The 25,629-nt window shown below is 64.4% G+C and carries 23 protein-coding genes and 1 tRNA gene; 6 read left to right on the top strand and 18 right to left on the bottom strand.

From position 1 onward, the window contains the following. The first annotated feature begins 22 nt into the window (after window positions 1-22). Complete coding sequence (gene argB, locus ACQ4WO_RS15410) at window positions 23-916, top strand: acetylglutamate kinase (protein ID WP_010393729.1); 894 nt, start codon at window positions 23-25, stop codon at window positions 914-916. A gap of 40 nt (window positions 917-956) precedes the next feature. Further along, window positions 957-1,031, top strand: a tRNA-Thr gene (locus ACQ4WO_RS15405). A 142-nt stretch (window positions 1,032-1,173) separates the two neighbouring features. On the opposite strand, the gene ACQ4WO_RS15400 is transcribed toward ACQ4WO_RS15405, so the two are convergent. Next, window positions 1,174-2,043: a TraB/GumN family protein gene (locus ACQ4WO_RS15400; protein WP_436482209.1), complete on the bottom strand. Its 870-nt coding sequence runs from the start codon at window positions 2,041-2,043 to the stop codon at window positions 1,174-1,176. Window positions 2,044-2,133: 90 nt separating this feature from the next. Between ACQ4WO_RS15400 and ACQ4WO_RS15395 the strand changes: the two genes are divergently transcribed. The 3 genes from ACQ4WO_RS15395 to pabB all read left to right on the top strand — a co-directional run bounded on the left by ACQ4WO_RS15395 (window position 2,134) and on the right by pabB (window position 5,406). Beyond that, entirely contained in the window at window positions 2,134-2,868 is a 735-nt protein-coding gene (locus ACQ4WO_RS15395) for an HAD-IA family hydrolase (protein ID WP_436482208.1), read from the top strand. A gap of 102 nt (window positions 2,869-2,970) precedes the next feature. After that, on the top strand, window positions 2,971-3,546 hold the full coding sequence (slmA, locus tag ACQ4WO_RS15390) for a nucleoid occlusion factor SlmA (RefSeq protein WP_034752791.1): 576 nt from the start codon (window positions 2,971-2,973) through the stop codon (window positions 3,544-3,546). A 21-nt stretch (window positions 3,547-3,567) separates the two neighbouring features. Further along, window positions 3,568-5,406 carry an aminodeoxychorismate synthase component I gene (gene pabB, locus ACQ4WO_RS15385; protein WP_436482207.1) on the top strand — a complete coding sequence of 613 codons (1,839 nt, stop codon included), beginning with the start codon at window positions 3,568-3,570 and terminating at the stop codon, window positions 5,404-5,406. Here pabB and ACQ4WO_RS15380 read toward each other — a convergent pair. Continuing rightward, a complete protein-coding gene (locus ACQ4WO_RS15380) occupies window positions 5,399-5,761 on the bottom strand; it encodes a DUF1428 domain-containing protein (RefSeq protein ID WP_436482205.1) in 363 nt (120 codons plus the stop codon). The genes pabB and ACQ4WO_RS15380 overlap by 8 nt on opposite strands. A gap of 113 nt (window positions 5,762-5,874) precedes the next feature. After that, complete coding sequence (locus tag ACQ4WO_RS15375) at window positions 5,875-6,468, bottom strand: glutathione peroxidase (RefSeq protein ID WP_436482204.1); 594 nt, start codon at window positions 6,466-6,468, stop codon at window positions 5,875-5,877. 181 nt (window positions 6,469-6,649) lie between these two features. Here ACQ4WO_RS15375 and ACQ4WO_RS15370 point away from each other — a divergent pair, with 181 nt between their 5' ends. Further along, entirely contained in the window at window positions 6,650-7,777 is a 1,128-nt protein-coding gene (locus ACQ4WO_RS15370) for an extracellular catalytic domain type 2 short-chain-length polyhydroxyalkanoate depolymerase (protein ID WP_436482203.1), read from the top strand. 131 nt (window positions 7,778-7,908) lie between these two features. Here the strand turns inward: ACQ4WO_RS15370 and gabD are convergent, their stop codons facing one another. The 15 genes from gabD to ACQ4WO_RS15295 form a co-directional block, all read right to left on the bottom strand. After that, on the bottom strand, window positions 7,909-9,363 hold the full coding sequence (gabD, locus tag ACQ4WO_RS15365) for an NADP-dependent succinate-semialdehyde dehydrogenase (protein WP_436482201.1): 1,455 nt from the start codon (window positions 9,361-9,363) through the stop codon (window positions 7,909-7,911). Window positions 9,364-9,443: 80 nt separating this feature from the next. Then, window positions 9,444-10,286 (bottom strand): PPK2 family polyphosphate kinase, encoded by an 843-nt coding sequence (locus ACQ4WO_RS15360; protein WP_436482200.1) that lies wholly within the window; start codon window positions 10,284-10,286, stop codon window positions 9,444-9,446. Beyond that, window positions 10,283-10,705 carry a CoA-binding protein gene (locus ACQ4WO_RS15355; protein WP_436482199.1) on the bottom strand — a complete coding sequence of 141 codons (423 nt, stop codon included), beginning with the start codon at window positions 10,703-10,705 and terminating at the stop codon, window positions 10,283-10,285. The genes ACQ4WO_RS15360 and ACQ4WO_RS15355 overlap by 4 nt, the downstream gene beginning before the upstream one ends. A gap of 159 nt (window positions 10,706-10,864) precedes the next feature. Further along, entirely contained in the window at window positions 10,865-11,506 is a 642-nt protein-coding gene (locus tag ACQ4WO_RS15350) for a bifunctional 2-keto-4-hydroxyglutarate aldolase/2-keto-3-deoxy-6-phosphogluconate aldolase (protein ID WP_436482198.1), read from the bottom strand. A 13-nt stretch (window positions 11,507-11,519) separates the two neighbouring features. Then, window positions 11,520-12,416, bottom strand: coding sequence for an SMP-30/gluconolactonase/LRE family protein (locus ACQ4WO_RS15345; RefSeq protein WP_436482196.1), 897 nt, complete (start codon window positions 12,414-12,416; stop codon window positions 11,520-11,522). Between the two features lie 15 nt (window positions 12,417-12,431). Next, window positions 12,432-14,162, bottom strand: coding sequence for an L-arabinonate dehydratase (gene araD, locus ACQ4WO_RS15340; RefSeq protein WP_436482194.1), 1,731 nt, complete (start codon window positions 14,160-14,162; stop codon window positions 12,432-12,434). After that, on the bottom strand, window positions 14,159-15,172 hold the full coding sequence (locus tag ACQ4WO_RS15335; protein ID WP_436482193.1) for a 2-dehydro-3-deoxygalactonokinase: 1,014 nt from the start codon (window positions 15,170-15,172) through the stop codon (window positions 14,159-14,161). The genes araD and ACQ4WO_RS15335 overlap by 4 nt, the downstream gene beginning before the upstream one ends. Window positions 15,173-15,256: 84 nt before the next feature. After that, window positions 15,257-16,024: an aldose epimerase family protein gene (locus tag ACQ4WO_RS15330; protein WP_436482192.1), complete on the bottom strand. Its 768-nt coding sequence runs from the start codon at window positions 16,022-16,024 to the stop codon at window positions 15,257-15,259. Beyond that, the gene (locus ACQ4WO_RS15325) at window positions 16,021-17,220 is read right to left on the bottom strand and encodes a XylR family transcriptional regulator (RefSeq protein WP_436482191.1); all 1,200 of its coding nucleotides are present in this window, start codon (window positions 17,218-17,220) and stop codon (window positions 16,021-16,023) included. Before ACQ4WO_RS15325 ends, ACQ4WO_RS15330 begins: the two co-directional genes overlap by 4 nt. Window positions 17,221-17,377: 157 nt before the next feature. After that, window positions 17,378-18,520, bottom strand: coding sequence for a sugar ABC transporter permease (locus tag ACQ4WO_RS15320; protein WP_034783811.1), 1,143 nt, complete (start codon window positions 18,518-18,520; stop codon window positions 17,378-17,380). Further along, window positions 18,517-20,088: a D-xylose ABC transporter ATP-binding protein gene (gene xylG, locus ACQ4WO_RS15315; protein ID WP_436482190.1), complete on the bottom strand. Its 1,572-nt coding sequence runs from the start codon at window positions 20,086-20,088 to the stop codon at window positions 18,517-18,519. The genes ACQ4WO_RS15320 and xylG overlap by 4 nt, the downstream gene beginning before the upstream one ends. Window positions 20,089-20,285: 197 nt before the next feature. Then, window positions 20,286-21,260, bottom strand: a complete 975-nt coding sequence (xylF, locus tag ACQ4WO_RS15310; RefSeq protein ID WP_099377905.1) for a D-xylose ABC transporter substrate-binding protein — start codon at window positions 21,258-21,260, stop codon at window positions 20,286-20,288. Window positions 21,261-21,400: 140 nt separating this feature from the next. Next, complete coding sequence (locus ACQ4WO_RS15305; RefSeq protein WP_436482189.1) at window positions 21,401-23,188, bottom strand: IlvD/Edd family dehydratase; 1,788 nt, start codon at window positions 23,186-23,188, stop codon at window positions 21,401-21,403. Then, the gene (gene xylB, locus ACQ4WO_RS15300; RefSeq protein ID WP_034752740.1) at window positions 23,185-23,952 is read right to left on the bottom strand and encodes a D-xylose 1-dehydrogenase; all 768 of its coding nucleotides are present in this window, start codon (window positions 23,950-23,952) and stop codon (window positions 23,185-23,187) included. Before xylB ends, ACQ4WO_RS15305 begins: the two co-directional genes overlap by 4 nt. 154 nt (window positions 23,953-24,106) lie before the next feature. Next, a complete protein-coding gene (locus tag ACQ4WO_RS15295; protein ID WP_436482188.1) occupies window positions 24,107-25,267 on the bottom strand; it encodes a fumarylacetoacetate hydrolase family protein in 1,161 nt (386 codons plus the stop codon). Window positions 25,268-25,629: the final 362 nt, after the last annotated feature.

The following is a 25,629-nucleotide window of genomic DNA, read 5'->3' as shown; positions in this document are numbered from 1 at the left end:
ACTAGCTAACTTGAACCTGGACATGAATGACGACTTGACGGCGGTGTCGCCGCAAATCAAGGCGCAGATTCTGGCCGAGGCCCTCCCTTACATCCGCAATTTCCACGGCAAGACCATCGTCATCAAATACGGTGGCAATGCCATGACGGACGAACGCCTGAAGCACGGCTTCGCGCGCGACGTCATCCTGCTCAAGCTGGTCGGCATGAACCCGGTCGTGGTGCACGGCGGCGGACCGCAGATCGACAACGCGCTGAAAAAAATCGGCAAGCAAGGCACCTTCGTGCAAGGCATGCGCATCACCGATGAAGAAACCATGGAAGTGGTGGAGTGGGTGCTGGGCGGCGAAGTGCAGCAGGATATCGTCATGCTGATCAACCATTACGGCGGCCAGGCCGTGGGCCTGACGGGCAAGGATGGCGGCTTGATCCGCGCGCGCAAGATGCAGATGCCGGACCGCGAACATCCAGGCGAATTCCTCGACATCGGCTTCGTCGGCGAGATCGACGCGATCAACCCGGCCGTCGTCAAGGCGCTGCAGGACGACGCCTTCATTCCCATCATTTCGCCGATCGGTTTCGGCCAGGATGGCCAGGCCTACAACATCAACGCCGACGTCGTAGCGGGCAAGATCGCGGAAATCCTGAAAGCGGAAAAGCTGATCATGATGACCAACATCGCCGGCGTCCAGGACAAGCAGGGCAACCTGGTGACCGACTTGTCGGCGCGTGAAATCGACGAGATGTTTGCCGATGGCACGATCTCGGGCGGCATGCTGCCGAAGATCTCGTCCGCGCTCGACGCCGCCAAGTCCGGCGTGAACACGGTGCACATCATCGACGGCCGCATCGAACACTCATTATTGCTGGAAGTGTTGACCGAGCAGGCTTTTGGTACTATGATCCGTTCGCACTAAAAAATAATTCGGCGCAATTCACCCAGCGCCGATTTTTTATGCCCTTGTAGCTCAGTGGTAGAGCACTCCCTTGGTAAGGGAGAGGCCACGTGTTCGATCCACGTCAAGGGCACCATCGACTTATCCCCGTATCTGAAAAATGTCCATGGCGGCGTTGCCTCTCCTCGCCGTACATTCGTACTGTCTTCGTCAGTCCGCCTTGCCCTGAACACTTTTCCATCTGCTCTGCTATCTGTCGCCCGCATCTCGTCCGCGTTTCAATACACCCGCTCGACCTTCAAGCCCTTCTGACGCAATAGCTCCGGCACGCTTTTCGCTCCGACCAGGTGCAGCACGCCGATGGCGGCCAGGCTGGACTTTTCGCGCGCAAGCAAGTTGGCGATGCCGTCGGCCAGGGCCGGGTTGCGGCCGTCCAGCAAGACCTTTTGCACGAACTGCGCGGCGAACGAGGGGTCTGTTGCCGCTTTGGCGGCCAGCTTGTCGAAGATGGCCGCGTCGGCCGTGCGCCACGCATCGGCGATCTCGCGCGCTTCCTGGCTTTGTTCCTGGTCTTCGATCGAGGCCACGCCGTCTTCCAGGAAGCGACACTGGTCGAGCGGCGACATGGCGCCGAACAGCGCCATCTGGCCTTCCATCGATTCGAGTTCCACCACGGGGATCTTGCGCGCCTTGGCTTGCTGCGACAGATAATTGTCGACGGCCAGATCGGAGCGGTAGCCAAGCGTGGAAAATTCGCCGATGGCCAGCACGCTGGCCAGCATCCACGGCTTCATCGGCGCCACCGCTGCGGGCGCGATGCCGTATTTTTGCAACAGCGGCGCAAGACGCGGCGCCAGGGTCTGGCGGCAGTCAGGCGGCACTTTGCTGCCCGGCGTCTCCATGCCGTATTTCAGCACGGCGCTGACGGCCTTGCGCGGATCGGCGCCGGGATCGATCTCCAGCGCCAGCGCGCCGGCGCCTTCCAATGCCTGCGTCACGGTCGGCTCGAGCGGATAAAAGTCGGGCGCGCCGACGTGGATGGTACCGAACAAAAACAGAGTGTGGCTGGCGTCCTGCACCTTGAACAGGGCGCCCCGGTTTTGTGCCACGGAAGGCGCTTCGGCCAAGGCCGACTGCAACGGCAGCAAGAATAATCCGCAAAACATCACTATAATCTGGCGTCGCATGGTTTTCCTGATTGTTGAATTTTTCATCTTCTCTCGCTAGCAAAGACTCCTGTGCCTGTGTCCCATCTTAACCGCTCGTCGCCGGTCTGGCTGTTTGACCTCGACAACACGCTGCACAATGCCTCGCACGCCATCTTCCCCACCATCACGGCCAATATGAATACCTATATTGCCCGCGTACTGGGCGACGGCGTGACGCCGGCCGACGACGCCATCGTCAATGCGGCGCGCGCGGCCTACTGGCGCCGCTATGGCGCCACCTTGCTGGGCATGGTCAAGCACCACCAGGTGCAGGCCGCGCATTTTCTGCACGAGACGCATGCGTTCGACGATTTGCGCGCGATGATACGCGCCGAGCGTGGGCTGGGGGCTTTACTCAAACGCCTGCCTGGCCGTAAAATTTTACTCACCAACGCGCCGCTGCGCTATTCGAGCGACGTGATGCGCCACCTGGGCTTGCGCCGGCACTTTTCACACCACGTCGCCATCGAGTCCATGCATGTGCACCGCCAGCTGCGGCCCAAGCCTTCGACCCTGATGTTGCGCAAACTGATGCGCAAGCACCACATCCGCCCTGGCCGCTGCATCCTGGTGGAAGATACGCTGGCCAACCTCAAAGGTGCGAAAAAACTGGGCCTGCGCACGGCCTGGATCACGCAATACCTGAAAATGGCCGATCCGATCGGCGTGGCGAAGTTGCCCAAGGCGTTAAATCGCCCCGCTTACGTCGATGTCAAAGTAAAATCTGTCCGGCATTTGGCACGCCGCCTTCACCGTCTGCGTTGAAGGGGATTCCTGGGCTTCCGGTTGACACTGGAAGCCGCACCGCTAGCGGCGGTGACGGACCTCCCCATCAAGGCAGCATTTTTTTTAACGACAAGAGAAAATATGGCAAGCACACCGCCGGGCCAACGCAGGCTACAAATTCTTCAGGCCCTCGCCGCAATGCTGGAGCAGCCGAAAGGCGAAAAGATCACCACCGCCGCACTGGCGGCCAGACTGACCGTATCGGAAGCGGCCCTGTACCGCCATTTCGCCAGCAAGGCGCAAATGTTCGAAGGGCTGATCGAATTCATCGAGTCGAGCGTCTTCGGCCTGATCAACCAGATCGCGGAAAAGCACAGCGACGGCATGACGCAGACGCGCGACATCATCGGCATGCTGCTCAATTTCGCCATCAGCAATCCGGGCATGACGCGCGTGCTGATCGGCGATGCGCTGGTCAATGAGGACGAGCGCCTGCAAGTGCGCATGAACCAGTTCTACGACCGCGTGGAACTGGCGCTCAAGCAGGCCTTGCGCGTGGCCGCCGCCGAAGGCCATGGCAAGGAAAGCGAAGTGGCGGCGCGCGCCACTCTGATCGTCAGCTTCGTCATCGGACGCTGGCACCGCTACGCCAAGAGCGGCTTCAAGATCAATCCATCCCAGGAAGCGGCGCTGCAAATCGCCATGCTGCTGGGGTAAGTCACCGCCGCGGCTGTTCCCATGCATACCGACTGCTTCGCCCTGCTCGACGACGCCAGCACCCCGGGCGCCGGTTCGCGCCTGTACACGGGCCTGGCGGCGGTCTTGCGGTGCAGCGAGGGGGGACAGTGGCCGGCCCTGCTCGAAGGGCTGCAAGAGGCCTTGCAACGCGGCCAGTACGCCGTCAGCGTGTGCAGCTACGAGCTGGGGGCCCACTTGCTGGCCATGCCGCCGCGCGCGGCCGGCCTTGATACGCCGCCGCTGGCGCAAGTGCTCGTCTTCGAGCATTGCACGCAGCTGTCGCAGGACGAGGTGGCGCAGTGGCTGGACTCTCGCGTCGACGCGGACGCCGCGCCGGCCGGCGTGGCCGGTATCCGCGCGAACGTGGATCAAGCCGAATTCACGCGCGCGCTGCACCGCATCCACGACTACATCGTGGCCGGCGACACCTATCAGGTCAACTACACGTACCGTTTGCGCTTCGACGCCTTCGGCTCGCCCCTGGCCCTGTATGCGCGGCTGCGCGCGCGCCAGCCCGTGCCCTACGGCGCGCTGGTGGTGCTGCCCGATGGCGGCGCCCTGCTGTCGCTGTCGCCGGAGCTGTTCGTGCGCCACGCGCAAGGCGAGCTGACGGCGCGTCCCATGAAAGGCACGGCGCCAGCCGCCCCAGCCGAACAGGTGGAAGAAAACGCGCGCCGCGCCAGCGCCCTGGCCAACGACCCGAAGAACCGCGCGGAAAACCTGATGATCGTCGACCTGCTGCGCAACGACATCGGCCGCATCGCCGTCACGGGCTCCGTCAAGGTGCCGGCCCTGTTCGAGGTGACGCGCTACAGCAGCGTGCTGCAAATGACGTCCACCGTGCAGGCACGCCTGCGCGACGATGCCAGCCTGGCCGACATCTTCCAGGCCTTGTATCCGTGCGGCTCGATCACGGGCGCGCCGAAACGCCGCACCATGGAAATCATCGCCGAACTGGAACCGGCGCCGCGCGGCATCTACACGGGCGCCATCGGCTGGTTCGATCCGCCAGCCGCCGGCGCCGCCCACGCCGTGGGCGACTTCTGCATGTCCGTGCCGATCCGCACCCTGGCCTTGCAGCCGGCGGGCCCTGACGGCATCCGGCGCGGCGAGATGGGCGTGGGCGCCGGCATCGTCCTGGACAGCGACCCGCACGAGGAATTTGCGGAATGCCAGCTCAAGGCCCGCTTCCTGACGGGCCTGAGCAACGACTTCGAACTGTTCGAGACCCTGCACGCGAGCCGCGACCATTGCTGCCGTCTGCAAGAGCGCCACTTGGCGCGTCTGGCCGCCTCCTGCGCCTATTTCGGTTTTGCCTGGGATGCCAACGCTGCCCGCGCCGCGCTGCAGGCGGCCTGCGCGGCACGCCCCGACGATGTCCCTTTCCGCCTGCGCCTGGCGCTGCGCCAGGATGGCCAGTTGACGACGCAAAGCGGCGCGCTCAGCGCTTTGCCGGGGACGGTCAACGTCATGCTGGCGCCCGATACAACGACGGCCGGCGACCTGTTCCTGCGCCACAAGAGCAGCGTGCGCACGCGCTATGACGCGGCCTGGCGCGCGGTCGAGGCGCAAGGCGGCTTCGACATGCTGTTCTTTAATGAACGGGGCGAGCTGACGGAGGGCGGACGCTGCAATGTCTTCGTGCAGCTGGACGGCCGCTGGCATACGCCGCCCCTGTCCTGCGGCCTGCTGCCCGGCGTGCAGCGCGCGGCCATGCTGGCCGATCCTGCCTGGAACGCGCAGGAAACCATCATCACGCGCGCCATGCTGGCGCGGGCCGAAGCGATCGTCGTGTGCAATGCGCTGCGCGGGGCGATCCCCGCGAAGCTGGTTATTTGATATCTACCTGCATCTCGTAACCACCGTAGATCATCCGCTTGCCATCGAACGGCAATTTTTCCGGATCCATCATCTCGGCCAGGCGCGGGTCTTTCATGACCTTGTCGTTGATTTCATCGCGCTTGGCGCGCGATTCATACACGATCCAGGAAAACACCACCACTTCGCCATCCTGCAAGTCCACCGCCTGCGGGAACGAGGTCAGCTTGCCCGGCTTGACATCGTCGCCCACGCATTCGCGAAATTCCAGCGCGCCGTATTCGCGCCACACGGCGCCGCAACTGCGCGACATGGCCAGGTAGTCATCGAGCCTGGCTTTCGGTACGGGCACCACAAATCCATCGACATACGCCATGATGTTCTCCTTTGTTGTGACAAACGCGAACAACCAGCTTAGGACAATGATGGCAAGAGGACAAGCGCGGCATTAAAAAAGCAGGCGTTCCAGCCTGCTTCGGTGCCGGCAACTTACAGCGCCAGCGCTTTTTCCACCGCGCCAACGAGTTTCTTGTCGTCCGGCGTCACCTTGCTGGGGAAGCTTTCCACCACTTTGCCGTGGCGGTCAATCAGGTATTTGTGGAAATTCCAGGCCGGGGTCTTGCCCGTCTGCTTGATCAGGTCCACGTACAGCGGATTCGGCGCAGGGCCGGAGACGACCGACTTCGAAAACATGGGGAACTTCACGCCATAGGTGTTGTAGCAGAAATCGGCGATTTCCTTGCTGTTGCCCGGTTCCTGCTTGCCGAAATCGTTCGACGGGAAGCCCAGCACCACCAGGCCCTTGCTGCCGTACTTGGCGTACAGCGCCTCGAGCCCTTCATATTGATTGGTAAAACCGCAATAACTGGCCGTATTCACCACCAGCACGACCTTGCCTGCGTACTGGCACAGGTTTTGCGGCGCTTCATCCTGCAGGCGGTTGAAGGTCTGCTTGAGGATGGCCGGGCAGGCGGCGGGTGCAGCGGCAGCTGTCGCGGTGTCGGCGGCATGGGCCGGCATGGCCAGGCTGGCGCCGGCGGCAAGGGTGGTCAGTGCAAACAGCTGGGCAAAGGTCTTGAACATGAAGGGCACCATGGTTGAACGGAAAAAAACCATTCTATGTCAAACGCCGCGCGCGCGTACAAGACGAACAACAACAGCGATGGCTTGAGCGACATCAATGACCGTGCAGTACTTGCCCAGCGCACAGTTTTTTTACCTATGCTCGGCCTTCCTGTCCCTTTCCTCGCCTTGTGGAGCTGCCATGCCCTTCCCGCACCTGACCGCATTACCCACCGCCCTGCTGGCCGCCAGCCTGCTCATCCTGGTGCCGGCCTGCGCGCACGCCGCCACGACGGCCAAAGCCGCCAAGCCCGCCGCGACCAAGGACGCGCCCGCCCTGCCCCCCTACCAGGCTGACCTGAGCCAGACCACGGTGTCCGGCCTGTCCTCGGGGGGCTTCATGGCGGCGCAGTTTGCCGTCGCCTACTCGGCCACGGTGGCCGGTGCCGGCATCATCGCGGGCGGCCCGTATTTCTGCTCGGGCCAGCCGGGCCGCTTCCCCTACATTCCCTACCTGACGAATGCCTTGAGCACCTGCATGAATCCGGGCAGCGCGCAGGTGGCGCCGCCCGTCGCCAGCGAATTGCTGCGCGCGGCGAACGATTTTGCGCGCGAGCGTCTCATCGACGACACGGCCAACCTGAAACGCCAGCGCGTATATCTGTTCAGCGGAACGAAAGACCAGACCGTGACGCGGCCGGTGGTGGAGCAGGTGGGGAAATTCTATCAACTGGCCGGTACGCCGGCGGCGCAGATCCGCTTCGTCGACACGCTAGTCGCGGGCCACGCCATCCTCACCGACAGCAACGCCGACAAGCCTTGCGCCGTGACGGAGTCGCCGTTCATCAACGACTGCGACTACGTGCAGGCGCGCGACATTCTGCAGCACCTGTACCCGGATTTGCAGCCGTCGGCGACCGCCCTGACGGGCAAGTTGATCGCCTTCAACCAGCGCAGCTTCATCCAGAACGCGTACTCGAGCATGAACAATACGGGCTACGCCTACATTCCGAAAGCGTGCAACAGCGAGAGCTGCCGCGTGCACGTGGTGTTCCACGGCTGCCTGCAAACGACACAGGCCATCGGCGACCGTTTTTATACGAGCACCGGCTATAACCAGGTGGCGGACGCCAACAAGATCATCGTGCTGTATCCGCAAGCCGAACCGAGCCCCGTCTACCCGTACAACCCGAAAGGCTGCTGGGATTTCTGGGGCTACACCAGCATCAATCCGATCGACCCGGATTTCTACCGCAAGAGCGGCACGCAGATGGAGGCGGTCAAGGGCATGCTGGACCGGTTAGGATCGGCTCGCAACAGCCATCGATAACGGACGTAACGGATGCTTGAGAAAATCGTAGCGAGCGGCAACGATTTCTGGCTAAGAAGCGCAGCTGTACTTTAGTACAGCGAGCATCGCAGGCCGGAAAGCGCGCCGCGCAGTAGATTTAATCAAGCATTCTATATCCCGCCCATGCAGATATATTTGATGACGAGATAGTCTTCGATACCGTAGGTCGACCCTTCACGGCCCAGGCCCGATTGCTTAACGCCGCCGAAGGGCGCGATCTCGTTCGAGATCAGGCCCGTGTTGACGCCGACCATGCCCGTTTCCAGGCCTTCGGCCACTCGCCAGATGCGGCCGATGTCGCGCGAATAGAAGTAGGCGGCCAGGCCGAACTCCGTGTTGTTGGCCAGGCCGATGACTTCCTCGTCCGTCTTGAAGCGGAACAGGGGTGCCAGCGGACCGAAGGTTTCTTCGGTGGCCACGCGCATGTCGTTCGTCACGTCGGCGATGATGGTCGGCTCGAAGAAGCCATTGCCCAGCGCATGGCGCTTGCCGCCGGCCAGCAGGCGCCCGCCCTTGCCCAGCGCGTCGGCCACGTGTTCTTCCACCTTGGCCACGGCCTTGGCGTCGATCAGCGGGCCTTGCGTGACACCGGCCTCGATGCCATTGCCCACCTTCAGCTTGGCCACGGCGGCCACCAGCTTTTCGGCAAACGCTTCATACACGCTGTCCTGCACGTACAGGCGGTTGGCGCAGACGCAAGTTTGGCCCGCGTTGCGGTATTTCGAGGCGATGGCGCCTTCCACTGCGGCGTCCAGGTCCGCGTCGTCGAAGACGATGAACGGCGCATTGCCGCCCAGTTCCAGCGACAGTTTCTTGATCGTCGGCGCGCACTGCTCGGCCAGCAAACGGCCCACCTGGGTCGAGCCCGTAAACGTCAGCTTGCGCACGATGGGGTTCGACGTCATTTCGCCGCCGATGTCTTTCGGTGCACCCGTGACGATGCTGAACACGCCGGCAGGCACGCCCGCGCGCTCGGCCAGCACGGCCAGCGCCAGCGCGGAAAACGGCGTTGCTTCCGCCGGTTTCAATACCATCGGGCAACCGGCGGCCAGGGCCGGGCCGACCTTGCGCGTGATCATGGCGGCGGGGAAGTTCCACGGCGTGATGGCGGCGCACACGCCGATCGGCTCCTTGGTGACGACCAGGCGGCGGTCCGGCCACGGCGATTGCAGGGTGTCGCCCGCGACACGCTTGCCTTCTTCCGCAAACCACTCGATGAACGAAGCGCCGAACTGCACTTCGCCCTTCGCTTCCGGCAAGGGCTTGCCCTGCTCGGTGGTCATGATCAGCGCCAGGTCGTCGGCGTTTTCCAGGATCAGGTCGTGCCAGCGGCGCAGCACGGCCGCGCGTTCCTTGGCCGTCTTCTTGCGCCAGGCGGGCCAGGCGACATTGGCCGCCTCGATGGCGCGGCGCGTCTCGGCTGCGCCCATCAGGGGCACCGTGCCGATATGCTCGCCCGTGGCGGGATTGTTCACGTTAATCGTCTGGCCACCATCGGCATCGACCCAGGCTCCATTCACGTAAGCCTGGTGACGCAACAAGGTAGGATCTTTCAACTGCAGCATATGGATCTCCGGTCTGGTTTGAATTATCGACGAGGGATACTATGCCACAGCGCGGCCGATTCCGCAGGCGCGGAACGGATTTACTCGACCTTGAAAGACGACAGTTTCGGATCCGGCGCCGGGTATTCCAGCTTCATGCCCTGCAGGGTTTCCAGCAGCAGGGAGGCGACCACCAGATTACGCTGGGTCTTGGAGTTCGATGGCACCACGTACCACGGCGCGTGACCGGCATCCGTCTCGCGGATCGCCGTTTCATAGGCGCGCTGGTAGCCATCCCACTTCTTGCGCTGGGCGATATCGTTGGGGTCGAACTTCCACTGGCGGTCGGGATCGTCAAGCCGCTCCTGCAGCCGTCCCCGTTGCTCGTCCTTCGAGATGTGCAGGAAGATTTTCAGGATGACGGTGCCCGTTTCGCTCAGCATGCGCTCGAAATCGCGGATCTGCGCGTAGCGGCGCTGGCATTCGGCCTTGTCGATCATGTCCTGCACGCGCGTGATCAGCACATCTTCGTAATGGCTGCGGTTGAAGATGGCGATCTCGCCCTTGACGGGCACGTGCTGGTGCACGCGCCACAGGTAATCGTGCGCCAGTTCGATATCGGTGGGGCCCTTGAACGCGATGGCACGGATGCCCATCGGGTTGATATTGCTGAAGATGGCCTTGACCGTGCCATCCTTGCCCGACGTATCCATGCCCTGCAAGACCAGCAGCACCTTCTTTTTGTGCTGCGCGTACAGCATGCTCTGGCACTCAGCGATCTGCGCCGTCAGGGCCACGGTTTCCTCGCGGTCCATGGCCTTGCACTGGGCCGGCGTCAGCTTCTTGTTCGCCGCCTTGGTGGCGGCGCCCAGCAGGCGCTTGCCGGCAAAATCCTCGTTCAGCTCGAAGTCCTTGCCGGCGCGGAATTGCGTGCGCGCCTTCATGCCGCCACCGCCAGCTTGCGGTGCTCGATTTTTGTGCAGTGATCCATCACCACGTCCAGGCCCGCCGCCCGCGCCAGCTGCGCCGCCTGCCCGTTGACGATGTCGAGCTGCAGCCACAGACAGCCGGCCTTGACGGCGATGGCCTCCTCGGCAATGGGTACGATGTCTTCGGATTTGCGGAAGCAGTCGACGATGTCGATGCGCGCCGGCGCGACGGCAGCCGCCGCCTCCGTCAGATTGGCGTAGGCGCGCTGCCCCAGCACGTCGCGCCCGGCCAGGGCCGGATTGACGGGCAGCACGCGGTAGCCATGGCGCAGCAGGTAGTCGGCCACTTCATGGCTGGCGCGTTCGGGCTTGTCGGACATGCCGACGATGGCGATGATGCGGCTGTCTTGCAGGATGCGGGCGATGTTGGACATGGTTTCTATAGTCAGGCGTGCGACATTGCCCGCCTAGCGTAGCAGAAAAAACCTACTGCGCGGCGCGATTTGCGGCCTCCGATGCTCACTGTGCATTCGCACAGCTCCGCCTCTCAGCCACAACTCACATCCGCTCGCTACGGTTTTCTCAGCAGGACGTTACTGAGAACGCACGGCCGCCATCTTCGCCACGAAAGCCTGCGCGCGCGCCGTCACGGCCGCGTAATCACCCGTGGCGCCCGGGCCACTGAGGCTGCTGCCGATGCCCACGGCCACGGCGCCGCTGGCAAACCATTCATTGAGGTTCTCCACCGTCACGCCGCCCGTCGGCATCAACGGCGCTTGCGGCAGGGGCGCGCGCAGGGCCTTGATGTAGGCGGGGCCGAACATCTCGGCGGGGAAGACCTTGACGATGTCGGCGCCCGCCTGCAGGGCCGTGACGATTTCCGTCGGCGTCATTGCGCCCGGCATGGACAGCACCTGGTAGCGCTGGCACAGCGCGATGGTGTCCACGTTGACGCTGGGAGAAATGATGAACTGGGCGCCGGCCAGGATGGCGGCGCGCGCCGTCTCCGTATCGAGCACGGTACCCGCGCCCAGCAGCACGTCAGGGCCATGGCGTTCGCGCAGCTTGCGCAGCACGCCCAGGGTGTCGGGCGTGGTGAACGCCACTTCCAGCGCCGTGATGCCGCCGGCGATGCACGCCTCGGCGATCTGCAGCGCCGCATCGGACGAATCGGCACGCACGATGCCGACCATGCCCCGTTCGAGGATGCCATTGAAAACCATGTGTTTTTGCATATGCTCTCTCCTGTCAGGCCGGCAGGGCGCCAAAGCGCACTTCCGGCAAACCGCGCACGCCCACCTGGCGCGCATGAAACAATCCGCCGGCCAGCGGTTCGCCCGCCAGCTGGGCCGGGGTCAAGTTCTCCTGCGCCGTCGTGACGAACAATTCGTCATAGTGCGGGCCGCCCAGGCTCACGCAGCTGGGCTGCGAGACGGGCAGGCTGATCTTGCGCTCGATGCTGCCGTCCGGCGCGAAGCGCAAGACCCTGCCCGCGCCCCACTGCGCGCTCCACAGGTAGTCATCCGCATCGATGGTGGCGCCATCGGCGGCGCCCGGTCCCGGGTCGAGCACGGCAAACACGCGCACCCGGCTCGCGTCGCCGCCCAGGTAATCGTCCCAGCGGTAGATCGCCCTCTTCATCGAGTCGCAGAAATACATGGCCGTACCATCGACGCTGAAGCAGATGCTGTTCGAGATAGCGATCTGCGGCAGCGGCAAGCGCTCCAGGGTCAAGTCCAGGTTGAGGCGGTAAAAGCTGCCGATCGCATCGCGGCACGGGCGTTCATCGAGCGTGCCGAAGACAAAGCGTCCCTGGCGGTCGCAGCGGCCATCGTTCAGGCGCGTCATGGGCAAGTCGCCCTCCACCGTGTGCAAGCGCGTGACGGCCCCGCTGCGCGCGTCAAACCACGCCAGCCCGGAGGCCAGTCCCAGCAACAGCACCTCGTCGCTGTCCGTCAGCGCGAAACACGCCAGGCGCTCGGGCATGGCCCAGCTCTGGCGCTCGCCCGTGGCCAGCACCAGCGCATGCAGCTGGCAGCCTTCGATATTCGTCCAGAAAACGCGGCCGCTGCGTTCGCACCAGCGCACACCCTCGCCCAGGAAGTTTTGCGCATCGACCAGTAATTGCGCCTGTGTCCCCATCATTTTTTTTCCTTCCCTTCAATGTGACTCGCGCGGAACGGCCGAACCCCGGCAGCCGACGAGGAAGTCCAGGTCCGCGCCTTCGTCGGCCTGCGTCACGTGCTTGATGTACATAGACTGGTAGCCGCCCTTCATGGCCGGAAGCGGTGCGCTCCACTCGGCGCGCCGGCGCGCCAGCTCTGCTTCGTCGACGTCCAGGTGCAAACGGCGTCCCGCCACGTCCAGTTCGATCATGTCGCCATCGCGCACCAGGGCCAGCGGCCCGCCCACAGCCGCTTCCGGCGCCACGTGCAGCACCACCGTGCCGTAGGCCGTGCCGCTCATGCGCGCGTCCGAGATGCGCACCATGTCGCGCACGCCCTGCTCCAGCAGTTTTTTCGGCAGTCCCATATTGCCCACTTCGGCCATGCCCGGATAGCCCTGCGGGCCGCAATTTTGCAGCACCATCACGCAGCTGGCATCGATATCGAGCGCGGGATCGTCGACACGCTTTTTGTAGTGCTCGATGCTGTTGAAGACGACGGCGCGGCCGCGGTGCTGCATCAGCTCGGGCGAGGCGGCGGATGGCTTGATGACGGCGCCGCGCGGGGCCAGGTTGCCATGCAGGACGGCGATGCCGCCTTCGTCCTTGAATGGCTGCGCCAGCGGCGTGATCACCTCGGGGTTGAAATTTTCCGCTTCGGCCACGTTGACGGCCATGGTCGCGCCCGTGACGGTGAGCGCCTCGCCATGCAATTTTCCCAGCAAGTCGCGGATGATCACGGGCAGGCCGCCCGCATAGTAAAAATCTTCCATCAGGTACTGGCCCGACGGCATCAGGTTCAGCAGGCAGGGAATGTCGCGCCCCAGGCGGTCCCAGTCGCCCAGGCGCATGTCCACGCCGATGCGCCCGGCGATGGCCAGCAGGTGGATCACGGCATTGGTCGAGCCGCCGATGGCGCCGTTGACCATGATGGCGTTTTCAAACGCTTCGCGCGTGAGGATCTGCGACAGTTTCAGGTCTTCATGCACCATGTCGACGATGCGCCGGCCCGTCAGCTGCGCCTGCAGCTTGCGGCGCGCATCGACGGCGGGAATGGCCGCGTTGCCGGGCAAGGTCACGCCCAGCGCTTCGACCATGCTGGCCATGGTCGAAGCCGTGCCCATGGTCATGCAATGGCCGGCGGAACGCGACATGCACGATTCGGCCTGCTTGAATTCGGCCGAGGTCATGCGCCCGGCCCGCACGTCCTCGGAAAATTTCCATACGTCGGTGCCCGAGCCGATCGGCTTGCCCCGGTAATTCCCGTTCAGCATGGGGCCGCCCGACAGCACGATGGTGGGCAAGTCCACGCTGGCCGCGCCCATCAGCAGGGCCGGGGTGGTCTTGTCGCAGCCCGTCAGCAGCACCACGCCGTCGATCGGGTTGGCGCGGATCGATTCCTCGACATCCATGCTGGCCAGGTTACGGAACAGCATGGCCGTCGGGCGCAGATTCGTCTCGCCCAGCGACATGACGGGAAATTCGACGGGGAAGCCGCCCGCCTCAAGCACGCCGCGCTTGACCATCTCGGCCAGGTCGCGGAAATGGCCATTGCAGGGCGTCAGCTCGGACCAGGTATTGCAGATGCCGATGACGGGACGGCCATCGAAGGCGTCGCTGGGATAGCCCTGGTTCTTCATCCAGCTGCGGTGAATAAAACTGTCCTTGTCGTCGCCACCAAACCACGATTGCGAACGCAAGGGGCGCTTGTTCTTGTTGCTGCTCATACTGTCTCCTGCGGGGAAATCAAGCCGCGCGCGGCGGCGATCAGCAGCGCACCGTGACCGGCCAGATTGGCTTGCTGCTGGTCGTCGACGATGATGCGCTTGCCATAAAAAAATCCGTGTTCTTCGATCAGCAGCCCGAGCGCCTGGCGCAGCATGGGCTTGCCGGTAATGACGAGCGGCGTATCGGGCCGCATCTGGATGGCGGTGCTGTTGCGCAGCGCCAGCAGGTCGCCGCTGAGGACCGCGCCCATCAGGAAATTGGCCCGCTCATTGCATTCGATGGCGCTGAACTGGCCCAAGGTGCGCACGCTGAAGCAGGCGCGCGCCAGCCCCGTTTTTTGCGCCGCGGCCGCGCCGGCCAGCAGCATTTTCGGCACCAGGGTTTGCGCAAAACCGCCATCGACCGATTGCTTGATCAGGGTGTGCTGCGTGATCGCCTGCAGCAGCTCGCCGGCAATGGTGGTGCTGCAGCCGAGGATGCGGCGCTGCTCGTCCACACTGATCAACTTGGTATGCGAACCGGGCATGATCAGGGTCGCCGCGCCCCGCAATTGCAGGCGCTCGAGCAGCGCGACGACTTCCGTCTCTTCGCCGCGCATCATGTCCATCGCTTCGACGTTATGCAGGCCGACGGCGCCATGCTGGTTGCGCACGCCGGGAATCAGCCACAGGGGCTGCGCCAGCACGTCGGGCAAGTCCACCGCCTGCATGCCTTGTGCCAGCTGGGCCAAGCCTGCGGGCGCCGGCAAATGCGGCACTTCCTGGACGCCCATGGGCGAAGTAATCATGCCCGAGGCCAGCGCCAGGTTTACCTCGGACGGCGCGATGCCGGCGCTGGCCAGCACGCTGGCGATGGTCTCGCGCAGCGCCTGTTTTAGCGCGCCGTTATGGCCATCGATGGCGGTATTGCGCACGCCCGTTTCCAGCTGCGCCTGGGCGACGACGGCGCCTGCGCGCCACAGCAAGGTACGCGTATTGGTGGTGCCGGCATCGATGGTGAGTATGTTCATGGACAGGTTCGCAGCGTCGGTCAGGACAAAAATGAATGAGGGAAAAACTACCCCATGGTAGAACTGCCCCGCATATCTGACCAATCACTTATTTGACATCATTGATACCGGTTCGGATATGTCAAACGCATCGATATCCTGCACGCCCAAACGGTAGGCAAGATTGAAGCGCCTCACTTGTCCCGGCTGCAATTGCACACCCTGCGCCAGCAGGGAAAAACAGCGCGCATCGGAATATAAATGGCAACTGTCCTGGGTGCTGGAAAAACGCAGGACCCGCCCCGAAGCGGGGTCGGCAACCCGCGCCGCCTCGCGCAGCTGGCCGCTGCCCGTCCAGTAAAAATCATGCCGGAATCCCGGCAAGTGCACGAGCGCGGGCCAGGCCAGGCGTGTAGCGAGCGGCGCCGGCTGGCGGAAGTCGAACGCGCTGCCCGCCACATCGAGCGGAGCGCTGCACGAATGCCCGCCGGGCCAGTAGCGGTCGGCGGCCAGACGCAGCACATGATCACCCACGGCGGCGCGGCCGCCCTGCAGATTGAACAGGGGCGCGGCCAGCGCAAAACGGGAAACCGTCTCGGCCGTGGCGACGCAGTCGAGGTGCAGGCTGCCATCCTCGTCAAGCCGGTAGGCCAGGCGCACCGACAGGCCGTCGTGCGCCAGGTGCAGCAGCAAGTGGCCGTCGTCCGGCGGCGCGCACTGCCAGACGGTGGACGAGCGTGCCGCAGGGGGCGCGGCGCCCAGCACGTCGGCCAGGCGGCCATAGCGGTCGGGCGCCCACCAAGCCCGCACGCTGGCATCGTGCGCGTCGATGGCCACGCGCATGCCGCGCGCATTGCGCAGCAGATGCATCATGGCGCCTGCCCGGGGGCTGGCGGTGGCCGGCTGCGCTGCTGGAATTCGCGCGGCGTGCAACCGAGTTCGCGCTTGAAGACGGCATGCATGTACTGCACCGTGGTAAAGCCGCAACGCACGGCCACCTCGGCCACCTGCCCTGGTCCGCGCGCCAGCAGGGTCTTGGCCGCATCGAGCTTGAAATGCAGGATCTCGTCGTGCACGCTGCGCCCCAGCTCGTGGCGAAAATGCGCTTCGAGCGAGGAACGCGACACGCCCACGTAATCGGCCACCTGCTCCGTCTTGATGCCCTGGCAGGCGTACTGGCGGATGAAGTGGCGCGCCTGCATCACCTGCGGATGCTGGAAGGGCTGGTGGCGCGTGGAGGCGAGCACGTTCAGGCCGGCCGGCGGCACGAGGATGCGCGTGCCGGACAGGCGCGCGCCATTCAACATCTGATGCAGCAAATGCGCGGCCGTGCGGCCCATTTCTTCCGTGCCCTGGATGACGGAACTCAATGGAATGCGCGTGAGCATGCGCGCCAGCGGGTCGTTGTCGATGCCGATCAGGGCCACCTGCTCCGGCACGGCGATCCCCGCGTGCATGCACGCTTGCAGCAGCTGGCGCGCGCGCGCGTCGCTGACGGCGATGATGCCGACGGGTTTTTCCAGGCTGTTGAGCCAGGCAATCTGCTGCTCCACCGCTTCGTCCCAAGACGGCGCGCTGGTGGCGACGCCCCGGTATACGTCGGCGCGCATGTGGTCGCGCTCCATCAAGGCGCAAAACGCCGTTTCGCGTTCCTGCGCCCAGCGGTTGACATCAGCCTCGGGCAGGCTGAAACAGGCGAAACGCGTCAGGCCCGCTTCCACCAGGTGTTCATAGGCCAGCTTGACGATCTTGAAATTGTCGGTCGCCACATAGGGGATGCCGGCCGGGTAATCCTCGGCGCGCGCATACGAGCCGCCCACGGCCACCACGGGCAGGCGGCTGTGGGCCAGCGCTTCGCAGACGGCGGGATCGTCGAAATCGGCGATGATGCCGTCGCCCTGCCAGCGTTCGATGCCGGGCAGGCGGCAGCGAAAATCCTCTTCCAGGAACAGGTCCCACGACACCCGCGTCGTGTTCAGGTAGGCGGCGATGCCCGCGATGATGTCGCGGTCGTAGATTTTATTCCCGTTAAACAGCAGCGCGATCCGGTGCGCGGTCGGCAATTTCATGCTGGTGTCTCCTCCATGTGGCAGCCAGGCCTTTCGGGGCCTCGAAAAACCGTAGCGAGCGGTGCAATATCGCCTTGAGTAGCGCAAGCGTACGGAGGTACGCTGAGCAACGCAGAAGCGATAGTGGGACGCGCAGTAGGTTTGTCGAGGTTCCCCGCTATCGGCGTCCGGCGCGCGTGCTAACATCGACCCACACGGCCAAAGTGAGGATACTGCCTTTCACGATCATCTGCCAGTAGGTGTCCACGTCCAGCATGGACATGCCGTTATCGAGGCTGGCCATCACCAGCGCGCCGATCAGGGCGCCGTACACGGTGCCCGAGCCGCCGCGCATCGAGGTGCCGCCGATGAAGCAGGCGGCAATCGCATCGAGTTCGCTGAAGGTGCCGGCCGATGGGGAACCTGCGGCCAGGCGGCCCGTGTTGATCAGGCCTGCCAGCGCGCACATCAGGCCCATGATGCCGAAGATCCACAACTTGACGGCTTTTACGTTGATGCCGGACAGGCGCGTCGCTTCCATATTGCTGCCGACGGCGTAGATGCGGCGGCCGAACACGGTCTGGCTCGTGATGTAGCTGAACAGTCCCAGCAAGGCCAGCAGCAACAGCACGGGCAGCGGAATGCCTTCATAGCCGTTCAGGGTTTGCACGAAGGCATACAGCACGGCGCCGATGACGGCCAGGCGCAAGCCGTCGGCCCAGGGCGCCGTCTGCGGCAAGCCATGCTGGGCGCGACTGGCGCGCGCGCGCCACGTCAAAAAGGCGGCCAGCAGGAACAGGCCGATGCCCAGCACGATGCCGGGGACCGCGGGTAGGTAGCCCTGTCCCAGGTAGACCATCGGCTCGGAGACGGGCGCGATCGTGATGCCGCCCGTGATGCCCAGCAGGATGCCGCGGTACGCCAGCATGCCGCCCAGCCCGACGATGAAGGACGGGATGCCCCGGTACGCCGTCAGATAGCCATTGAGCAAACCGATCACCAGGCCGCAGCCGAGTACGGCCGCCAGGTTCAGCGCCAGCGGCCAGTGCTGCGTGACGTCCAGCACGGCGGCGATGCCGCCGAGCAGCCCCAGCAGGGAGCCGATCGACAAGTCGATCTCGCCGGCGATAATCACCAGCACCATGCCGCAGGCGAGGATGCCGGTGACGGACATCTGGCGCAGCAGGTTAGACAGGTTGCGCGGCGTGAGGAAACTGCCCTCCGTCTTCCATGAAAAGAAAGCCCAGATCAGCGCCACGGCGATCAGGAGGGCCAGCATCTTGTATTGGGTGAACAGCTGTTTGATACTGTGCGGTTTCATGCTGCGGTTTCCTTGTTTGCGATGTTGGCGGCGGGCGCCGGGCGCTGGTCGAGCGCCGCCGCCAGCACGGTTTCCTGGCTCAGGCCATCGTTGATAAAGTCGCCGCGCAGGCGGCCTTCGCCCATCACCAGCACGCGGTCGGACACGCCCAGCACTTCGGCCAGTTCCGACGAGACCATGATGATGGCCACGCCCTGGTCGGCCAGCGCCAGCATCAATTTGTAGATTTCATATTTGGCGCCCACGTCGACGCCGCGCGTGGGCTCGTCGAGGATCAGCACGCGCGGACGCGTCAGCAGCATCTTGGCCAGCACGGCCTTTTGCTGGTTGCCGCCCGACAGGCTCGTGATGGACAGCGACGGGCTGGCCGCCTTCAGTTCCAGCTTCGCGATCTCGCCGCGCACGGCCGTCAATTCCGCCTCGCCGTCGATGCGCGTGGCGCGCGCGAATTCCTCCAGCACGGCCAGGGTGATGTTCTGCCCCACATCGAGGTCGGGCACGATGCCGTGGTGCTTGCGGTCTTCCGGCACCATGGCCAGGCCCATGGCGATGGCCTTTTGCGGCGAGCGGGTATCGATCTTGCGGCCATCGAGCCACACTTCGGCCTGGCACGGCCCCTGATAGGCGCCGAACAGGGCCGAGACGAGTTCCGTGCGCCCCGCCCCCACCAGGCCGGCGATGCCGAGGATCTCGCCCTTGCGCAGGCCGAATGACACATCGTCGACCCGCTTGCGCTGCGGGTTGTCGGCGTCGATGCAGGTCACGTGGCGCGCCTCGAACAGCACTTCGCCGATAGGTGCCGGCTGCGCGCGTTGCGGGTACAGCTGGCTCATTTCACGGCCCACCATCTGCGCGATGATGCGCTCGACGTTCATCTGCGCCATCGGCGTGGTGGCGATATGCTTGCCGTCGCGGATGACGACGATGGTGTCGCAAATGGCCGCCACTTCATCGAGCTTGTGCGAAATGTAGATACAGGTGACGCCCTTGGCCTTCAACGCGCGCAGGATATCGAGCAACACGGCGATTTCCGACGCCGTCAGCGACGACGACGGCTCGTCGAGGATCAGCAGGCGCGCATTCTTGTTGAGCGCCTTGGCGATTTCCACCAGCTGCTGGTGGCCGCCGCCGTAATTCATCACGGGCTGCGCCACGTTTAGTTCGGGAATTTTCAGTTCGCGCAGCAGCTCGTCGGCGCGCTTGTACATGGCCGCGTAGTGCATGCGCCCGCCGGGCAGGGTGAGTTCGCGGCCCATGAAGATATTCTCGGCCACGGACAGCTGCGGCACCAGCATCAGTTCCTGGTGGATGATGATGATGCCCGCGTCTTCCGTGTCGCGGATCGATTGCGCGCGCAGGGGCTGGCCATCCCACAGGATCTCGCCATCCCAGGTGCCATGCGGGTACACGCCGGACAGCACCTTCATCAGGGTCGACTTGCCGGCGCCATTCTCGCCGCACAAGCCGATGCACTCGCCGGCCCGCACCTGCAGGTCGATGCCGTCAAGCGCGCGGACACCGCCAAACTGTTTGACGATGCCTTTCATTTCAAGCAGATAGTCGGACATGCTCACTCTCGTTGCGGATACGGGGGAAATGTCGGATTACGCGGCGCCCATGGCGCCGCTAATCCGACCTACGGCCGGTGCGGACGGCCGACACCGCCACCGGCGTTTCCGGAGCCGGCGATTGTCGGATAACGGCCGATGCGGGCAATCGTAGGTCGGCTTGGCGCGCAGCGCGTAAGCCGACATCAAGCGGGTAATCAATTACCCAGCTGCGCCTTGGTATAGAAACCGTCATCGACGAGAATGTTCACATTCGCCTTGGTCAGCGGCGTTGGTTTCAGCAGCACCGTGCTGACCTTTTTCAGGCCGTTGTCATAGCTGGAGTTGTAGGCCGGCTTTTCATTGCGCGCCAGTTGCACGGCCAGCTTGGCCGCTTCCGCAGCGATGGTTTTCAACGGTTTGTAGACGGTCATCGACTGCGTGCCGGCGATGACGCGTTTCACGGCCGCCAGATCGGCGTCCTGGCCCGAGACCGGCACCTTGCCGGCCAGTTTTTGCGCGGCCAGGGCCTGGATGGCGCCGCCGGCCGTGCCGTCGTTCGAGGCGACGATGGCGTCGATCTTGTTGCCGTTGGCCGTCAGCGCGTTTTCCACGATGGACAGCGCTTCGGTGGCGCTCCAGTCCTTCACCCACTGCTGGCCGACGATCTTGATGTCGCCCTTGTCGATGAACGGTTTGAGCACCTTCATCTGGCCTTCGCGCAGCATCTTGGCATTGTTGTCGGTCGGCGAGCCGCCCAGCAGGTAGTAATTGCCCTTCGGTTGCAGCTTGGTCACGCCTTCGGCCTGCATCTCGCCCACTTTCTCGTTGTCGAACGAGATATACGCATCGATATCGGCGTTCAGGATCAGGCGGTCATACGACAGCACCTTGATGCCGGCCTTTTTCGCTTCCTTGACGGTGTTGTTGAGGACCGTGGCGTTGAACGGCACGATCACCAGCACGTCCACGCCGCGCGAGATCAGGTTTTCGATCTGCGAAATCTGGCGCTGCTCGCTGGCGTCTGCCGACTGCACGAAGACCTTGGCGCCCTGCTTTTCGGCGGCGGCGATGAAGAAATCGCGGTCGCGCGTCCAGCGTTCCACGCGCAAATCGTCGATGGAAAAGCCGATTTTCGGGTTTTTCGCATCGGCCAGGGCGGCGCTGCTGCTCAATGCCAGCATGGCGGTCATGATGGCTGCACTGATGATCTTGTTCATTGTGTGTCTCCTTGTGGATTTTATTAACAACGTTTTTTAACTGCGGGTACTGCTGAAAAATTTTATGTCTGTGGTGGTGTCGGCTTACGCGCGGAGCGCTAAGCCGACCTACATCAATGGTTGTGGCGTGGCAGGGTCTGGCCCACGGCGCGGTATTTCAGCGCCAGCTCCATGCAGGCGCCCGTTTCCAGCTGACCCACGCTGGCGCGGTAGATTTCCTGCCACGGCGTGGCGCTGTCGTTGACGGGCGGCGGCAGTTCCTGCGCGCGGCGCGCCAGTTCGTCAGCATCGACCAGCATGTCGCACTGGCCGCCGTTCAAGTCCACGCGGATGATGTCGCCCGTGCGCAGCAGCGCCAAACCGCCGCCCACGGCGCTTTCCGGCGACGCGTTCAGGATCGAAGGACTGTCCGACGTGCCCGACTGGCGCCCGTCGCCCAGGGTCGGCAGGTTCAGAATGCCGGCCTTGAGCAAGGCGTCGGGCGGCTGCATGTTGACCACTTCGGCCGAACCGGGCCAGCCCACGGGACCGGCGCCGCGCATGACCAGCATGCAGCTGTCGTCGATGTTGAGCGCGGGGTCGTTGATGCGCGCGTGATAGTCGCTTGAACCATCGAAGACGATGGCGCGCGCCTCGAACACGCCCTCGCTGCCGGGACGCGACAGGTAGCGCTCGCGGAAAGTAGGCGAGATCACGCTGGTCTTCATGATGGCGAAGTCGAACAGGTTGCCCTGCAAGGCCATGAAGCCGGCCTTTTCCTTCAGCGGCGCGGCAAACGGGCGGATCATCTCGCGGTCCGCGCTCTCGCGCCCCGCCAGGTTCGCCGCCATGCTCTGGCCCGTGACCGTCAAACGGTCCGCGTGCAGCAAACCCGCCTGCTGCAACTCCCACATCACGGCCGGCACGCCGCCGGCGCGGTGGAAGCGCTCACCCAGGTATTTTCCGGCCGGCTGCATGTTCAGCAGCAGCGGCACGTCGTAGCCGTGTTCCATCCAGTCGCTCGAGTGCAATTCCACGCCCGCATGGCGCGCCATGGCCATCAGGTGCGGCTGGGCGTTGGTCGAGCCGCCGATGGCCGCGTTGACGATGATCGCGTCCAGGAACGCCTCGCGCGTGAGAATGCTCGACGGGCGCACGTCGTCATGCGCCATGGCGACGATGCGGCGCCCCGTTTCATAGGCGATCTGGCCCCGCTCGCGGTACGGCGCGGGGATGGCCGAGCAGCCCGTCAGGGACATGCCCAGCGCCTCGGCCAGCGCATTCATGGTCGATGCCGTGCCCATGGTGTTGCAATGGCCGGCCGATGGCGCCGAGGCGGCCGCGATCTGCAGGAATTTGTCGTTGTCGATCAAGCCGGCGGACAGCTGGCGGCGGCCCTTCCAGATGGCCGCGCCGGAACCCACCAGTTCGCCGTCCATCCAGCCGTCGAGCATGGGGCCGCCCGACAGCACGATGGCGGGAATATCCACCGTGGCGGCGGCCATCAGCTGGGCCGGCGTGGTCTTGTCGCAGCCCGTCGTCAGCACCACGGCGTCGATCGGGTAGCCGTGCAAAATCTCCACCAGGCCCAGATACGCAAGGTTGCGGTCCAGCGCGGCCGTGGGACGGCGGCAGTTCTCGAAGATCGGGTGCAGCGGGAATTCCATCGGGATGCCGCCCGCATCGCGGATGCCGTCGCGCACGCGCTGGGCCAGTTCCAGATGGATGCGGTTGCAGGGACTGATATCGCTGCCGCTTTGCGCAATGCCGATGATGGGCCGGCCCGAACGCAGTTCCTCGGCCGTGATGCCGTAGTTCATGAAGCGTTCGAGGTACAGCGCCGTCATGTCGATGTGGTCGGGATTGTCGAACCAGTCCTGCGAGCGGAAGCGCCGCGCCTGGCGGTTGCCTGCGGTGCTCATGCGCCGTACCATCCTGCGTCGACGTAGTATTCGCGTCCCGCGCACTTGGCCGCGTTGTCCGACGCGAGGAACAGCGCCAGCGCCGCCACGTCTTCCGGCTCCACGCGCAGCTGCAGGCATTGGCCCTGCAGGATCACGGCTTCCGCTTCCGGCGTATGCCACAGCTTTTCCTGGCGCGGCGTGCGCACGGCGCCGGGAATGATGCAGTTGACGCGGATGCCGTCGACGCCCAGGTCGCGCGCCAAGCCACGCGTCAGGCCCTCGATGCCGGCTTTGGCCGTCATGTAGATCGACAGGCGCGCTTGCGCCAAATGCCAGGAAATCGACCCCAGGTTGAGAATCACGCCGCTGCCCTTGGCGCGCATGGCCGGCGCTACGGCCTGGGCGCAGAAATACTGGTGGCGCAGGTTCACGGCCATGCGCTCGTCCCAGTAGGCGGGCGTGACGTCCTGCAGTTCGTGGCGGTCGTCATTGGCCGCATTGTTGACGAGGATATCCGTGGCGCCCGCGCTGTGTGCGATCTCGGCGAAGGTGGCGGCCAGCGCGCCCAGGTCCGTCAGGTCGCAATAGCGGAAAACGGGCGGCTGCGGCAGGTGGGCCAGCTTGTCCTGCAGCGCCAGCGACGCCTCGCGGGCGATGTCGAGAAAGGTGACGTGGGCGCCCTGGCGCGCGAACGCCTCGACGATGGCCACGCCGATGCCGGTGCCGCCGCCCGTGATGACGACCCGCTTGCCGGCCAGGCTGGGATAGATTGCATGTTGCATGGTATCTCTCTTTTTAGAAACGCATAACCAAACCTACTGCGCGTCGAGATTTGCGGCCTCCGATGCTCACTGTGCATGCGCACAGCTCCGCTTCTCAGCCACAACTCTCATCCGCTCGCTACGGTTTTGTTAAGCGTTCCAAGTTAATAAATAATCAAAGCAAGCCACGCTGGGCCAGGTTCTGGTACAGCGCGCGCACGCCGAACGTCCAGGGAGGAATCGCATCGCAGCGCTGCACTTCGTTGACCAGCGCGCCCAGCGAGGCGCTGGCAATCGTCACGCGGTCGCCCAGGTGGTGCGTAAAGCCGCCGCCCTGCGCGCCGCGGTCCTTTACGGGCGAGAACATGGTCCCGAGGAACAGCATGAAACCGTCCGGATACTGGTGGTACTGGCCTGCCGTCTGGCGCACCAGGTCAAGCGGGTCGCGGCTGATTTCGCGCATGAAGCTGGCACCTTCGAGCACAAAGCCGTCGTCCGCGCCTTCGATCAGCAGCGACACTTCCGCCTCGCGCACGGTGTCGAGCGTGAAGTGCTCGTCGAACAGGCGGATGAAGGGGCCGATGGCGCAGGAGCCGTTGTTGTCCTTGGCCTTGCCCAGCAAGAGGGCGCTGCGCCCTTCGATGTCGCGCAGGTTGACGTCGTTGCCCAGGGTCGCCCCCAGCACCTCGCCACGGCTGTTGACGGCCAGGACGATCTCGGGCTCCGGGTTGTTCCAGGCGGACGATGGCAGCAAGCCCACTTGCGCGCCGCAGCCCACCGACGACATCGGCTGCGCCTTGGTAAACACTTCCGCATCGGGGCCGATGCCCACTTCCATGTATTGCGACCAGGCGCCGCGCTGCTGCAGCTGCTGTTTCAGGCGCTGCGCCGCGTCCGAGCCAGGCGTCAGTGCCGACAAGTCGCCGCCCAATGTCATTTGCAGGGCGGTGCGCAAGCTCGCCGCGCGCGCCGCGTCGCCGCCCGCCTGCTCCTCGATCACCCGTTCGAGCAGGCTGACGGCAAAAGTCACGCCGCAGGCCTTGACGGCCTGCAGGTCGCACGGCGCCAGCAGCAGCGGCTCGCCGGCCGGCGCGGCCAGCGCCTGCTCCAGCAGCGACTGCACGGGGCCGAGCGCGATGCCGGGCGCATGGCGGACGATCTCGAGCGCATCGCTGCGCTCAAACAGCTCGGCCACCGTCGCCACCGTCTGCGTGATGTCGACCACTTCGCCGCCGCGCACGGCGACGACGCACGGGCCGTCACGCCAGATGCGGCCGACAAGGAGGGCCTGCGCCAGGTCGGCGGGCAACAGGGAGGCGGGGGAAATCGGCTGCATGGCAAGCTTTCAAAAGGTCGTGACGGGATGGCCGGTGTTCAAGTTCGGACCGATTCTGCGCGCCGCCCTGTGTCGCCGCAATTACGAAAATCACCAAATTGAATGATGATTATTGGTATTGCAGCGCACCAAAAAAAGCCGCCGCGCGGCCCCTGTTTCCGCCCTCTCAGCAGGCGGAAAGGCGTGCCATGGCGCATTGCATCAATTGACCCGTCGATATCGTTTTGGATATCAGCAATGCGAAAAAAGTGATTGGTGAGGGATGGATGGACAAACTAGTATCAGCCGTGGCCTGCAATCGGCCATTCGCACGGAGCCCGCCCACTGGACGACGGCCCTGGCACATTCAACTATCGAAGACG

It is taken from the genome of Janthinobacterium aestuarii, assembly GCF_051380835.1.
GTDB lineage: Bacteria > Pseudomonadota > Gammaproteobacteria > Burkholderiales > Burkholderiaceae_D > Janthinobacterium > Janthinobacterium aestuarii.
The sequence above is the reverse complement of the archived record's forward strand: the minus strand, read 5'-3'. Positions and strand labels throughout refer to the sequence as shown.